This is a genomic window from Candidatus Bandiella woodruffii (genome assembly GCF_034359465.1).
Lineage (GTDB): Bacteria > Pseudomonadota > Alphaproteobacteria > Rickettsiales > Midichloriaceae > NDG2.
On the sequence record NZ_CP110820.1, the window covers coordinates 784,496 to 798,023 of the forward strand.

Annotated in this window: 13 protein-coding genes; 6 read left to right on the forward strand and 7 right to left on the reverse strand. The window is 36.5% G+C overall.

The window, feature by feature from the left end; translation table 11 throughout:
• Position 1 precedes the first annotated feature (1 nt).
• Together Bandiella_RS04825 and Bandiella_RS04830 are read right to left on the reverse strand one after the other, a co-directional pair.
• Positions 2–3,118: an efflux RND transporter permease subunit gene (locus Bandiella_RS04825; protein ID WP_323732612.1), complete on the reverse strand. Its 3,117-nt coding sequence runs from the start codon at positions 3,116–3,118 to the stop codon at positions 2–4.
• A gap of 126 nt (positions 3,119–3,244) precedes the next feature.
• The gene (locus Bandiella_RS04830; protein WP_323732571.1) at positions 3,245–3,949 is read right to left on the reverse strand and encodes an IS6 family transposase; all 705 of its coding nucleotides are present in this window, start codon (positions 3,947–3,949) and stop codon (positions 3,245–3,247) included.
• A 41-nt stretch (positions 3,950–3,990) separates the two neighbouring features.
• Between Bandiella_RS04830 and Bandiella_RS04835 the strand changes: the two genes are divergently transcribed.
• Positions 3,991–4,329, forward strand: coding sequence for a DDE-type integrase/transposase/recombinase (locus Bandiella_RS04835; protein WP_323732613.1), 339 nt, complete (start codon positions 3,991–3,993; stop codon positions 4,327–4,329).
• 43 nt (positions 4,330–4,372) lie between these two features.
• On the opposite strand, the gene Bandiella_RS04840 is transcribed toward Bandiella_RS04835, so the two are convergent.
• Positions 4,373–4,654 carry a hypothetical protein gene (locus tag Bandiella_RS04840; RefSeq protein WP_323732614.1) on the reverse strand — a complete coding sequence of 94 codons (282 nt, stop codon included), beginning with the start codon at positions 4,652–4,654 and terminating at the stop codon, positions 4,373–4,375.
• Positions 4,655–4,759: 105 nt separating this feature from the next.
• On the reverse strand, positions 4,760–6,022 hold the full coding sequence (locus Bandiella_RS04845) for an MFS transporter (RefSeq protein ID WP_323732615.1): 1,263 nt from the start codon (positions 6,020–6,022) through the stop codon (positions 4,760–4,762).
• 176 nt (positions 6,023–6,198) lie between these two features.
• Here Bandiella_RS04845 and ppa point away from each other — a divergent pair, with 176 nt between their 5' ends.
• The 5 genes from ppa to Bandiella_RS04870 all read left to right on the forward strand — a co-directional run bounded on the left by ppa (position 6,199) and on the right by Bandiella_RS04870 (position 9,101).
• A complete protein-coding gene (gene ppa / locus Bandiella_RS04850; protein ID WP_323732616.1) occupies positions 6,199–6,729 on the forward strand; it encodes an inorganic diphosphatase in 531 nt (176 codons plus the stop codon).
• A 3-nt stretch (positions 6,730–6,732) separates the two neighbouring features.
• Positions 6,733–7,434, forward strand: a complete 702-nt coding sequence (gene trhO, locus Bandiella_RS04855; RefSeq protein ID WP_323732617.1) for an oxygen-dependent tRNA uridine(34) hydroxylase TrhO — start codon at positions 6,733–6,735, stop codon at positions 7,432–7,434.
• A gap of 139 nt (positions 7,435–7,573) precedes the next feature.
• Positions 7,574–7,933, forward strand: coding sequence for an NADH-ubiquinone oxidoreductase subunit NDUFA12 family protein (locus tag Bandiella_RS04860; protein WP_323732618.1), 360 nt, complete (start codon positions 7,574–7,576; stop codon positions 7,931–7,933).
• A gap of 27 nt (positions 7,934–7,960) precedes the next feature.
• Positions 7,961–8,527 (forward strand): outer membrane lipid asymmetry maintenance protein MlaD, encoded by a 567-nt coding sequence (gene mlaD / locus Bandiella_RS04865; protein WP_323732619.1) that lies wholly within the window; start codon positions 7,961–7,963, stop codon positions 8,525–8,527.
• A gap of 280 nt (positions 8,528–8,807) precedes the next feature.
• Complete coding sequence (locus Bandiella_RS04870; protein WP_323732620.1) at positions 8,808–9,101, forward strand: DUF2155 domain-containing protein; 294 nt, start codon at positions 8,808–8,810, stop codon at positions 9,099–9,101.
• Between the two features lie 68 nt (positions 9,102–9,169).
• Here the strand turns inward: Bandiella_RS04870 and Bandiella_RS04875 are convergent, their stop codons facing one another.
• From Bandiella_RS04875 to secA, 3 genes are all read right to left on the reverse strand, one after another.
• The gene (locus Bandiella_RS04875) at positions 9,170–9,823 is read right to left on the reverse strand and encodes an L-threonylcarbamoyladenylate synthase (RefSeq protein ID WP_323732621.1); all 654 of its coding nucleotides are present in this window, start codon (positions 9,821–9,823) and stop codon (positions 9,170–9,172) included.
• 1 nt (position 9,824) lies between these two features.
• Positions 9,825–10,568, reverse strand: a complete 744-nt coding sequence (locus tag Bandiella_RS04880; RefSeq protein WP_323733406.1) for a uracil-DNA glycosylase — start codon at positions 10,566–10,568, stop codon at positions 9,825–9,827.
• An 81-nt stretch (positions 10,569–10,649) separates the two neighbouring features.
• Entirely contained in the window at positions 10,650–13,304 is a 2,655-nt protein-coding gene (gene secA, locus Bandiella_RS04885; RefSeq protein WP_323732622.1) for a preprotein translocase subunit SecA, read from the reverse strand.
• Positions 13,305–13,528: the final 224 nt, after the last annotated feature.

Genomic DNA, 13,528 nt, shown 5'->3' on the forward strand with positions numbered 1-13,528 from the left:
CTCAAATTTTTTTGTTAAATGGGTCAAATCTTTTGCCAATCAACAGCAAACACGGCGTAAAAAATAGCGTTAAAGCTGTGGCAAACGCAAGCCCTCCAGCTATTGAAGTTGAAAGCTGTCTCCACCACTGGCTTGATGGTGCATCGTAAAAAATGTCTCGGTGAAAAAAATTAATGGTAATACCTAGTATCATAGGTAAAAGGCCTAAAATAGCAGTTGCTGCTGTCAACAGAATTGGTCTTAATCTCTGAACACCAGCTCTAATGATTGAATCTTCAATATCATGCCCATGCTTTCGCAGGTGTTGGTAGGTATCTATAAATAATATATTATTGTTCAGCACTATTCCAGACAATGCAATAACGCCAATCCCACACATTACAATACCAAATGGTTGCCAAGTGATTATAAGCCCTAAAAGTACTCCAACTGTTGATAGAAACACAGCGCTCATGACTACGATGGTATGGTAAAACGAATTAAACTGTATTAGCATAATCATAAACATCATAATAAATGCTAGTGGGAAAGCCTTCGATAAGAAACTTGAAGTTTCATTCTGGTCCTCGCTTTCTCCTTTGAATTGATAGTCTATGCCATCCTCTATATTAGCTTCAAGCCATTGATTTAGTTGTTTTATTTTATCGTTAACCAATACCCCTTTTTGAACGTCGGCTTTGACAGCAACTATGCTGTTTCTATCCACTCTATTGATTTTACTGACTTTTTCAGCTGCTTTTTTAGTAGCCAAATTTGTCATTGGAATTGGGATATTATCAATATTGGTGATATTCATTTTTTCTATCTCTGTAATCTTCCTGCTTTCCGGATTAAGTCTAAGCAATATATCAACTTCGTCGTCTGCGTAATCTGGTCTGAAGCTTGATATCTTTAAGCCATCCCCTAATAAGCGAAGAGTGTTACCAACTTCTTGCGCAGTTAATTTAAACATTGCGGCTAGCTCCCTATCCACATTCACGACCCAATCAATCCCAGGCGTAGAGTTGGTGTCTTCAATGTCCTTAAACCCGCCCATTTCTGCCATTGCCATCTTTACTTTTTTTACAAAGGCTGGTACCTTTTTAAAATCACGGGAGGTAAAATTTATTGTTATTGGTTTCAACTGTGGTGGCCCATCTTTTTGTGCCAAAATTTCCACTTCAACCCCGTCAATCCCATCCACTCTTTTTTGCATATCATCGAAGATGGCGTCAGCTTTTCTTCTTATTTTCCAGTCCACCAGCTCTAATTCTATAACCCCAACAGCGTTTTGAGGAATGGAGTCGCTTGTTTCGAAACTACCACTTTTGGCATAGAACACCTTAACTTCCGAACTCATATCAAGAATTCTTTTTTCCACTGATTTTGTTATCTTATCTCTTTCCACTTGTGATAAATCCCCACCCGATTTAATGACTAGCATGGCGTTTTGAGGTTCAATTTTGGGGAAAAACTCCACTCCTGTGCCAAAAATTCCGAAGAAAACATATACTGTGATCAAAACCCCAAAACCGGAAAAAACAAATGTTTTTGGTTTTTTTAGGACTTTTTGAAGCATATTGTAGTATATCTTTGATAACCCACTTAGGTCTTCTATATTCCCCTCTTCAGCTGCTTTCATTGAGTTGATCGTGTTGGCATCAAACTCTTTTGGCTTGCCAAATAATGGGCCTAACGATGGTTGAAAAAATAGTGCAAACAACAAAGAATTTGTAAGTATTATCACAACTGTAATAGGCATATATTTCATGAATTGTCCTATAACTCCAGGCCAAAAAAGCAGCGGTAAGAACACCACAATTTTCACAAGAGTGGAGCTTACTATGGGCCAAAACATTCTATCTGCTGAGTGTATAAAAGCTGTTTGTATTTCCATTCCATCAACAATTTTCCTGTCAGCATATTCACTTACAACAATTGCATCGTCAACTATCATCCCAACAGTCAATATTAAGCTAAATAGAACGACGATATTTAAAGTATAACCAGCGATGCTCATAATTAAAATTCCAACTAGGAAAGATGATGGGATTGAGAGCGCAATCAATAATGCGGATCTTCCTCCAACAGAAAACACAACAACGATGGTCACCAATATAATTGCAAGCAAAATTCCATTTTCCAACTCATCCACCATGTCGATGATTTTTTCTGATTCATCCTGCGCATAAATGATATTAAGGTTATTTGGCAAGAACATTTGCTCTTTTTGGATTATCTCTTTCACAGTTTTGATTGTGGAAATTACGTTGGCCCCAGTTCTTTTACTTACCTCAAGTGCTATAGCAGGTTGGCCGTTAACTCTTGCGATATATTTTGGGTCTTTGTAAGTTTTTTTGATTGTGGCTATATCCTTTAATTTCACTACCTCACCATTATAGGTGAAAACAGGGAAATTATATAAATCATAGACATTTTCTATCGTACTTGGAACTTTTACAGCAAAGGTTCCACCATCGTTTTTTACTTTTCCCACAGCAATGAGGGAATTATTGCTTGCAATTATCTGTGAAAGTTTGTTCAAACTCAAGTTATAAGCATCCAGAGTTTCTGGAGTGACTAAAATTTCAACAATATACTTGCGGTCCCCGCTAATTTCTACGTTTAATACGTCTTGAATGCCTTCAACTTTGTCTTTTAATTTTCGTGCAATGGCAATTAATGTTTCTTCTGGCATGTCTCCAGTAAGTATCACATTGAGGACAGGCATCAAGCTCAGGTTTATTTCCTGAATGATTGGTTTGTTAGTGTCTTTTGGTAGGTTATGCTCAGCGTCATTAACTTTGGCTCTAATATCATTCAAAGCCTTGTTACTGTCAAACCCAGCGTTAAATTTAACTATTATTACACCACTTCCTTCATATGCATATGACTTCAGCTCTTTAACACCAGAGACTGATCGTAAAACCAGTTCCATAGGTTTTAAGAGCAACTTCTGTGAATCTTCAGGCGATATACCTTGATGTATGATGACAATATAAATCATCGGGATCTTCACATCCGGGCTGTCTTCCTTTGGTATTGAAAGGTATGCAAAATAACCCCACACAACCATTATTGCTAAAAACAAAATGGTTGCTCTTTTTTTATGCGTGAATGCCTGAATTATTTTTTCCACAGTAATATATTTTCTTTATTTGTTATTTTTAGGATGAGCGGAAGTTGATTCTATAAGCTCTCTCGTTGGCTCTGTCGCATCTGTAATATGATGCAAAAACTTTCAAATTATTTGTATATTTTTCCATTAAGCAGTTAGTGAAAGAAATTTATCAAAGTCAGAATTATAATTGTCATTGTCAGCAAGTTGTCCTTTTTTAATCATGTGCAAGAGCTCTATTCCTGCAATAGTCCTGGCGGCACTTCTAAAGGATTTGAAACCAAGCATCGGTCTAGTTCGTTTCTTTACAAATCTGTGATCGCCTTCTATCCTATTGTTTAGATATTTGTTATGCCTAATTTCTATTTGGTCTTCTTTAGATAATGGCTTATTGATCGAATTCAAAGCAGAAGTATTAGAGCCACTTTTATCTATATTAACCTTTATAGGCTGGCCACTAGATTTAATTGCTTTCCTGAAAAACGCTTTAGCTGCCCTTTTATCTCTTTTTGCTCTTAGCATAAAATCTATGGTATCCCCGTATTTATCAACTGCTCTATACAAATAGACCCATTTACCTTTAACCTTGATATATGTCTCGTCCATTCTCCAGCTGCCGTTGACTGGCTTTTTTCTTTTTCTGAATCTTCCTTCAAGTATTGGCATAAACTTTACTACCCATCTTTGTAGAGTGGCGTGATCTATGTTGAGTCCTCTCAACCCGCCTATCTCTTCTATCTCTCTGTAACTTAAAGAATATCTTCCTTTCATATACAGCGATACCATAATGATTTCTGCGCCATATTCATGGTTCTTAAAATACTTCATTAATTTTGGGTCTACTTTAAACATTATTACCAGCAACTATTTCTTTCAGAATATCAAAAATTCTTATGTGTTTCAACAGATGCGACAGAACCATTAAATCTAGTGGCCAGCCTATAAAGGTTAATATAGATAAAAGTGGCTCTAATACTTCTGCTTTGAATTCGATCAATAAGCCATTATCTAAAGAAGACCAAATAGAAATTAGGCATAACAAATATCTAAACAATAGGATAGAAGGCGATCACAGATTTGTAAAGAAACGAACTAGACCGATGCTTGGTTTCAAATCCTTTAGAAGTGCCGCCAGGACTATTGCAGGAATAGAGCTCTTGCACATGATTAAAAAAGGACAACTTGCTGACAATGACAATTATAATTTGACTTTGATAAATTTCTTTCACTAACTGCTTAATGGAAAAATATACAAATAATTTGAAAGTTTTTGCATCATATTACAGATGCGACAGAGCCGTCTCGTCCATTCTCCAGCTGCCGTTGACTGGCTTTTTTCTTTTCTCTGAATCTTCCTTCAAGTATTGGCATAAACTTTACTACCCATCTTTGTAGAGTGGCGTGATCTATGTTGAGTCCTCTCAACCCGCCTATCTCTTCTATCTCTCTGTAACTTAAAGAATATCTTCCTTTCATATACAGCGATACCATAATGATTTCTGCGCCATATTCATGGTTCTTAAAATACTTCATTAATTTTGGGTCTACTTTAAACATTATTACCAGCAACTATTTCTTTCAGAATATCAAAAATTCTTATGTGTTTCAACAGATGCGACAGAACCCAATAGTCTGATCATACAGAACCGCTATGCTTTCAACTTATGGACAAAAGTCTTCCGCATAGGGTTCTTCGCGAGTTGGGATTTGTAAAGTTTGTGAGGCTTTTCTTTTCTCAAGATAAGCTAATAATATAAAACCAACAGTCGCTATGACTAAACCAACTGGAATTATCGCAAATGTTTTGCTGAAGCTATCAGCACTATATATAGGGCTGCCAGTCTCGCTAACAGAGACCCCATCCCATAAATGATGAAGCATTTTACCAATTCCTGTATGGAAGAAATAACCAAGCAACATCATGGTCATATTAGATATGGCAGAAATAAAGGTGGCATACTTTTCAAGTGAAAGTGCTATAGATTTTGCCACTATATATATCTGGTATGCGCAAAAGAAACCGATTACTAAAAACACAGTTTTAAGTATAAAAATGTCATTTATTATACCAGCCAACACTATCCCAAAGCATATTGTCATCAATACAGAGCTTGTTATGATTAGGGTATAATAGGCTTTAGTTTTTTCAAAGATATAACCCATAACAATTAATCCTAGTGCCATTCCGATATAAACGAATGATGAGATATAACCGGCTTCTTCATTACTTAATTGGTATACAATTCTTAAGTAAGGGCTGCTCCATGCGTCAGCGAACCCTTCCAAGGGACCTATCATTAAACCGCCTAAAAAGCTTATAACTAACACCGTTTTATTGCTAAATAAATATTTGAAGTCATCTTTAATTGCAATAAGGCTGAACCCTTTCTCTGAACTGGTATTTGGTATAACGAGGTAGCTAAAAACTGCCAACACCAAACCACTTATTACCACATAGTGCAATGTTTCTACCCAACCAAGATAAGCAACAAGATTTGCAAGAGGACCACTGCCAAACACCGCACCAATTAACCCAAACGTCACCATCCACCCAAGCATTCTTGGGAATTTTTCTTCGCTAAAGCATATGCGAAACATCTTGAATGATCCAATCACAGCTCCAGCTGAACCAAAGCCTATTAACAAACGTCCGTATGACGCAACTGCGAAGTTGTCAAGATAAGCAAGAGGTGCGAAGCCAGCAACAGCTAAAAGTATGCATATTGGTATGACTTTTTTTGCATTGAAATGATCAAGCAGAATCCCTAAGGGAATATGCGCCGCCACGTAACCTACGTAGTATATTCCTGCAAAACGCCCAATTTCCCCTGCTCCGACATGATATTTGTCCATAATATTCTGCATCACCACATTCGGGATTATTCTTTCGATGAGTTGGTATGCATAAAACAAAGATAATGCCAACCACGTTGACCATGCCGTTAACAATGATGAGGGGATTTTTGCGTTCATAATTTATTTGTATATAGTGTTGAAACCTAACCGACTGATTGTAGCTATATTTTTCTTTAGTTCAATTATTTTCTTTACTTTTCGTTAATTAATTGGTAGCCATAAGATAAAATTGAAGTTGCAAGAACATGAAGTACTCAAACATTACAGTAGGCAAAAATGCTCCGCATGAAGTGAATGCGATCATAGAAATTTCGATGAATTCTGGCCCTATCAAATACGAGTTCGACAAAGATACTGAAGCACTTGTGGTTGATAGATTCATGAATACCAGTATGCAGTATCCGTGCAACTACGGGTTCATACCACATACATTGTCTGGCGATGGTGATCCTGCTGATATCTTGGTTTACACTAGTTACCCGATTTTGCCTAAGTCCGTGATATCTGTAAGACCAATAGGGGTTTTGCTGACAGAGGATGAAAAAGGGCAAGACGAGAAGATTTTGGCTGTTCCTGGGCACAAGATCGACCCATATTTCTCTAAAATCGAAAATTACACAGATTTACCAGAAGTTTTATTACAGAAAATAGAACATTTCTTTAAAAGATATAAAGATTTAGAGAACGGTAAGTGGGTGAATGTGAACGGCTGGAAAGACGCTCAACACGCTTGCAAAGTAGTTCAAATTGCCATTGACAATTATAAAAACACCTAAGTTATGTCACCATACTGCGTTATTTCTTTTTATAAATTTGTAAACATTGAAGATACTGATGTTCTTAGAGCAAATCTTCTAAACTTCTGCAACCATAATCGAATAAAGGGAACCATACTTCTTGCCGAAGAGGGCTTGAATTCAACTTTGGCTGGAAGTGAAGAGTCAATTCAAAAATTCTGCGCATACTTAAGAAGTTACGATATCTTTTTCGATATTAACTTTAAGAGGAGTACGTCAACAGTCCCCCCTTTTAAAAAGATGAAGGTGAAAATTAAAAAAGAAATAGTCACATTTGGAGTTGAAAGCTTGGATATATCACAAAGAGGAGAATATTTAGACTCTAAAACATGGGATGAGGTAATAAAACAAGATGACACCATTTTAATTGATACACGCAATTATTACGAATACGCAATGGGCACGTTTAAAGGGGCAATCAATCCACGTATTCACAATTTTACGGAGTTGGTAAAGTGGCTTAATACACATCTTACTGAGCGTGACAAAAAAAAGAAAATTGCAATGTTCTGCACTGGAGGCATCAGATGCGAAAAATCCACAGCCTACTTGAAACAACATGGGTTTGAAAATGTCTATCATTTAAAAGATGGAATTATCAAATACATAGAAGATAACAGGGGTAATCCAGCGTCCTCTTGGAATGGTGAGTGTTTTATTTTTGATGATAGGGTTACCTACTAAAATCAATGGTCATTACTTCCTAAATTAAAAGTAAGAATTTTGCCTTTTAGTAGCTGCTAATTGATAAATTTATATTGAAAGTAAGCTATAATTAACCTATTATCTAACCTGAAATTAATTATATGTTAGTTAACACTTAATGGAGTTGGCCAATTGGGTTTATTGCAGGATTTTTGGAAATAAAGTCGCTGTGGATGAATATGGGAATGTTTTTTATGAATCTAAAAAAGCCTCGAGATATTTCGGACGACCAATGAGATGGGTTTATTATAATGGGATAGTCGAGCCTACTAAAATTGCTCCCAAGTGGCATGCTTGGTTACACCACCAAAGCAACATAATTCCGTCAGATAAAGATGGTATTTATTCAAAAGAGAATGACAGAAAAGTTAATTTAACTGGGACAAAATTTGCTTATTATCCACCTGGACATTTTTTAGCAAAATTTTCCAAACCAGTGTCAACAGGCGACTATCATGCATGGCGCCCGCCAGAATAAAATTTAAATTATTTAAACTATTTTATTATGAAGAATATTTTTGAGACAATAGTAGGGTTTTTGGTGCTGTTTATCGCCGGAATGTTTACCTATTTTGCTTATCAAAGTAGTGGTGAAAAGCTAGACGTAAACAGTCAATATGCACTTACAGCAAGCTTTGATAACATAGATGGCATAAAAGTAGGTAGCGAGGTAAAAATCAGCGGCATTACTGTCGGGAAAGTTATATACCAGGAGCTTGATTACGATACATATTCTGCAATTATCAAGATAACTTTAGATAAAAAAATAAGAATCCCAGAAGATAGTTCGGCACAAATTATGAGCTCAAGTTTAATAGGAGACAAATATGTCTTAATTGTCCCCGGAACAGAAGAGAAAATGCTACAAGATGGTGAAACAATCGAGTTTACTCAGTCGTCAATGAATATAGAAGGGGTTATCAGCAAATTTTTGTTTGGATTAAAAGAAGGGGGGGGATCAAATAATAATGAAAACGAAAATGAAGATGATAATGTAAATAAGAGCAATGATAAAGCAAACGAGCAAAATTATATATTTAATGACTCAGGAACAGAAAATTCTATCAGTTAACTTGATAAAATTTCTGTACAAAATTAAGCCTATGTGTGCATCAAGTATAATGCGCATTTTTTTTCGCTATTTCCCTGCCATTTCCAATATGTTTGCAATTGTTACATGTACCCTAGTGATTTTTTTCTACGTTATGGGTACATGGACAGCGTCTGCCGAGACTTTTCAAAGCTCACAGCCGGTCACGTCTTCTTCACCTTTCAGTGCTTTGGATAATAACTTATTACCCTCTGATAAAGATGATCTCCTAATAATAAAACAACCATTGAACTCTACAGAGATGGAAGAACTCAACAATGCAGTGATACGTTTACTTAATCATGGGACAGGTATAAGTATAGAACGCAAGATAAAAATAGGGGCTGATTACCAGCATTTAGATGGATTTTCTATTTCTCTTAACAAATGTAAAAAGGAGATGGGATCTGGGCTGAATCCGGTCAGTATGGCATCAATATCCGTTAAAAATAAGGGGGAAGTTGTTTTTGATGGTTGGATTTATTCCAAAAATTCTTCTATCTCCTTACCTAAAATAGATGATTACTTTATATACTTAACTGAATGCCAGAAATAGTATACTCTGATAACTTCAAAAATTGGAAACGTGGCGTAATGAATGCCCAGGCTGCGAGTGGTCCAACTTTAGCGTGAGCCACGCATCCTGTTTCTCTCTGCAAAGCTAGCGTTTAAATCATGCTTTGCAATTTTACCTTCTCGCACAACCTTAAGGGCATCATCGTCGATAAACTCCACGATGGTGGATGGTATAAGATTGTTGCTTTGGTGTTTAATCTCATCCTCTTTGACCACACCGTATACTTTATCTGCAAATTCTTCTAATATACCTTTTGCCGAAATAATGTTGGGCTTTGAGGAGAAATTAGCGCTCGTTGCAACAATTGGTTTATTAAGGCTTGTGCAGATTTTTTGGATAAGCTCATTATCCGGTATACGTATGGCTAATTTATCGTTATTGGTTAAATTAGCAGATACGTCACTGTTTTCGATTTTTGTCGCAATAATTGTAAGGGGTCCCGGCCAAAATTCTGCTGCAAATAGCGATTGCTTTGCAGAGAGCTGCACATAATCCATAGCCATTGTCATATCCGATATAAAGATGGGCAGGGGTTTATTGACATCCCTTTTTTTTATGGAGTAAATACGTTCCACTGCTTGTGCATTGGTTGCATCACAAGAAATAGCATAAACTGTATCCGTAGGAAGGCATAAGACTTGGCCAGCCTTGAATGCATCAACGATTTTTTCTAGATCACTCTTATCAAATATTATGGGCATTTTATTTATGTAGGATGGATAGGTAGAATTGATTAATTTTCTGTATATCTAGCCACATAACCTTTTTTTGAGAAGGTTGTCGTAAAAGATAAGAAGGGTGGAAAATCACAAATGTATCTATGGGCGTGCTTAAATAAACATTCTTGTATTTGAAAGTTTGATTTCTTAGAAGATTCATCGGAGTTTTCGCATCTAATAATGATTCCACAGCAGTACTACCAACAAGAATGATGATTTTTGGGTTAACAAGAGAAACATGTTTCTCCACAAAAGGTCTGCAGATTTTAATCTCTTCTGAAGTGGGCCTGCGATTAGCAGGGGGCCGCCAAAAAATCGTGTTGGTAATATAGCACTTGCTCCTGTCTATGTTTATTGCAGCTAAAATATTGTCAAGTAATTTACCACTTTGCCCGCAAAATGGAATGCCGTATATATCCTCATTGGCTCCAGGCGCTTCTCCTATTAACATAATATCTGACTTTGGATTGCCATCGGCAAATACTGTGTTGGTTGCCCCTTTTTTTATGTCTAACCCCTCGTATTGTCTTACAGCCTCTCTTAATTCATCGATTGAATTGCAGTTATCGGCTAATTGGCTTGTAGTTGGGTTTAATGTTGGTGTTTTAGTTGTTTCGGCCTCTTTATGGATATTGCTTTCCTCTTTACCCAGTTGCTCCTTAGCAGCTGCAAATCCTGCAGGGAACATAGTGTCTGATGATATTTTGCTGTTAGGTGTTTGATGCATAAAACAATCTACACCAGATTCTATATACCACTCTAGTAAATTTTTTTTATAAGCATCCACGTGTTTTTAGGTCCTTTATGTTTAAACGATACTTCCGTGGCAATGTTTATATTTCTTTTTCGAACCACATGGGCATGGTTCATTCCTTGATATTTTTCCAAAAAATTCTTGGTTACTTTGGGTTTTACCGGAAGCATCAGATAAATTACTGCTCAGCATAGACTCTATTTCATTTTTATTCTCAATGGTGTTTTGCATTACTTCTGAGTCGTCTAAAGGAGGTAGGGCATGGGAAATTTGCATTTTTACTGCTGTACTGATTATGCTTTCGTCCAGCTCAAAGAACATATTTTCAAATAGTTTAAATGCCTCAAATTTATATTCATTTAATGGATCCTTTTGTCCATAAGCTCTCAGACTTATGCCAGTTTTCAATCTGTCCAACTCATGCAGATGTTCTTTCCAAAATTGGTCCAAGGTCATCAGAAAAACCCTTTTTAATGCCTCATTGAAGAGCTCATCTCCACATTCATTTTTCTTAACCTCAAGTGTTTTTGTAGTCAGCAGGTCTAATTCTGAAGCGACTTCTTCTTTCGTGGTTTTGTTCTCAAAGCTGAATGGGATGTTATAAATCCTATGTATCTCATGCAACATTTCCTTTTTCTGCCATTCTTCTTGGTATGACTTGTCTTGGATAAACTGATCAACCAAGCTTTGGTTTAAAGTTAACACTTTTTCTTTTAAGATGTCATCAAACCTGGTTTCTTTCATGATACTTAGCCTTTGCTTGTACACAACTTTTCTTTGCTCGTTCATCACATCATCAAACTTAAGGAGATTTTTCCTAATTTCATAGTTCCTGGCCTCAACCTTGTGCTGAGCCTTCTCCAAAGATTTATTGATCCACGGATGTTCAATCGCTTCGTCATCTTTCAAGCCTAACTTACCTAAAAAGTTCCCTATTTTTATTGAGCCAAAAATCCTCATCAAATCGTCTTCCAGCGACAGAAAGAATTTGGTTCTACCATTGTCCCCCTGTCTCCCAGACCTACCCCTTAGTTGATTGTCTATCCTTCTGGATTCGTGTCTTTCTGTTCCTATTACAAACAATCCCCCGGCCCTTAAAACAGATTCCTTGTCATTACTAACTTGTTCTTTAATCTTCTCAATTTCTTTCTGCGTGATACCCTCACCCATTTTCTTGATTAGCACTTCCTCATTACCACCTAATTTTATGTCCGTACCGCGTCCAGCCATGTTGGTTGCGATTGTCACCGCACCAACTTGCCCAGCTTGAGCAATAATTTCTGCCTCAGCTTGATGATATTTAGCATTCAGCACGTTATGTTTTATACCTTCTTTTTTCAGTAGTTTAGAAATCAGTTCAGATTTTTCAATACTAATGGTCCCTATCAAAATAGGTTGCTTATTTGCATGTGCAGTTTTAATTTCCTGAATGATTGCGTTATATTTTGCTGCTTCAGTTTTATAAATAACATCGTGTTCATCAATTCTTTTAACGGGAATATTAGTTGGAATTGGGATGACCTCAAGTTTATAAATACTTAGAAATTCTCCAGCTTCTGTGATTGCAGTACCTGTCATACCTGCTAATTTTGGATACATTCTGAAGTAATTCTGAAACGTAATGGAAGCTAAAGTTTGAGTCTCCTCTTGAATCTTTACCTTCTCTTTTGCTTCAATTGCTTGATGCAACCCTTCCGAATATCTTCTTCCATCCATAATCCTACCAGTAAACTCATCAATGATAAGTACTTTGCCGCCTTTAACAATGTAATCTGTATCTAATTTGAAAATTTTATGGGCTTTGATTGCTTGATTCAAATGGTGCACAATGCTCATATTCTCTATGTCGTAAAGGCTGCTATCACTTTTTATCAGTTGTCTTTGCTTAATTAGACTTTCCATATGCTCACTGCCTTGATCGGTCAACACCACAGTTTTGCTTTTTTCATCCAATTCATAGTCTTCTTCTCTCAACAAAGGCATAATATCGTTTATTTTGATATATACCTCAGAGCTATCAGTTGAGGAGCCAGAGATAATTAGTGGAGTTCTTGCTTCATCGATCAAAATGCTGTCCACTTCGTCTATAATTGCAAAATGGAAATCTCTTTGAACTAGTGCATCGAGATTATGTTTAAGGTTATCGCGTAAGTAGTCAAAACCAAATTCGTTGTTTGTTCCATAGATGATATCACATGCATAAACTTGTTTCCTCTCTTGCTCCGGAGTGGAATTGGTTAAACAACCAACGCTTAACCCATGAAATTTAAAGATTTTCCCCATCCACTCAGAGTCTCTTTTTGCAAGATAGTCATTGACAGTTACAACATGAACTCCATTGCCTGATAAAGAGTTCAAATATGCGGGAAGTGATGATACAAGAGTCTTTCCTTCTCCGGTCTTCATCTCAGCGATCATGCCATAATGAAGTACCAAACCCCCTAAAATCTGGACATCGTAATGACGTTCGTTCAACACTCTTTTGGCAGTCTCCCTAACAACTGCGAATGCTTCTGTCAAAATTTGATCAAAAGTTTCTCCACCTTTTAATCTCTCTTTGAACTCTTGTGTCTTCGCTTTTAATTCCGCATCAGAGAGCGTTTGTATATTTTTCTCTAGATTGTTGATTTTTCTGACTATTGGCATTAGTGACCTCAGTATTTTATCACTTCTGCTGCCAAAGATTTTTTTCGCGATATATTTTAACATTTTATATATAAATTTTAAGGTGTGTGCATTTTATCAGAATGGGTAAGCATCTCTAAAATTTCAAAAGATTGCAAACTTTAGCATTTTCAACACATTTTGCATCCCCGTTTGTCATTCGCAGATTCAGCTTCTAAAATATGTCGAGCATGATAGCATATTTCTCTCAAATTAAAAATATAAAATACAGTAATTCCCGGAGGATTTTTTTGAAATAGCAAGTGCCC

What these genes read in the sequence shown, in the direction of transcription:
- Bandiella_RS04830 (WP_323732571.1), bottom strand. Translation starts at nt 3,949, where the DNA reads ATGTTTAAAGTAGACCCAAAATTAATGAAGTATTTTAAGAACCATGAA.
- Bandiella_RS04835 (WP_323732613.1), top strand. Translation starts at nt 3,991, where the DNA reads ATGTGTTTCAACAGATGCGACAGAACCATTAAATCTAGTGGCCAGCCT.
- Bandiella_RS04840 (WP_323732614.1), bottom strand. Translation starts at nt 4,654, where the DNA reads ATGTTTAAAGTAGACCCAAAATTAATGAAGTATTTTAAGAACCATGAA.
- ppa (WP_323732616.1), top strand. Translation starts at nt 6,199, where the DNA reads ATGAAGTACTCAAACATTACAGTAGGCAAAAATGCTCCGCATGAAGTG.
- trhO (WP_323732617.1), top strand. Translation starts at nt 6,733, where the DNA reads ATGTCACCATACTGCGTTATTTCTTTTTATAAATTTGTAAACATTGAA.
- Bandiella_RS04860 (WP_323732618.1), top strand. Translation starts at nt 7,574, where the DNA reads ATGGAGTTGGCCAATTGGGTTTATTGCAGGATTTTTGGAAATAAAGTC.
- mlaD (WP_323732619.1), top strand. Translation starts at nt 7,961, where the DNA reads ATGAAGAATATTTTTGAGACAATAGTAGGGTTTTTGGTGCTGTTTATC.
- Bandiella_RS04870 (WP_323732620.1), top strand. Translation starts at nt 8,808, where the DNA reads ATGGAAGAACTCAACAATGCAGTGATACGTTTACTTAATCATGGGACA.
- Bandiella_RS04875 (WP_323732621.1), bottom strand. Translation starts at nt 9,823, where the DNA reads ATGCCCATAATATTTGATAAGAGTGATCTAGAAAAAATCGTTGATGCA.
- Bandiella_RS04880 (WP_323733406.1), bottom strand. Translation starts at nt 10,568, where the DNA reads ATGCATCAAACACCTAACAGCAAAATATCATCAGACACTATGTTCCCT.
- secA (WP_323732622.1), bottom strand. Translation starts at nt 13,304, where the DNA reads ATGTTAAAATATATCGCGAAAAAAATCTTTGGCAGCAGAAGTGATAAA.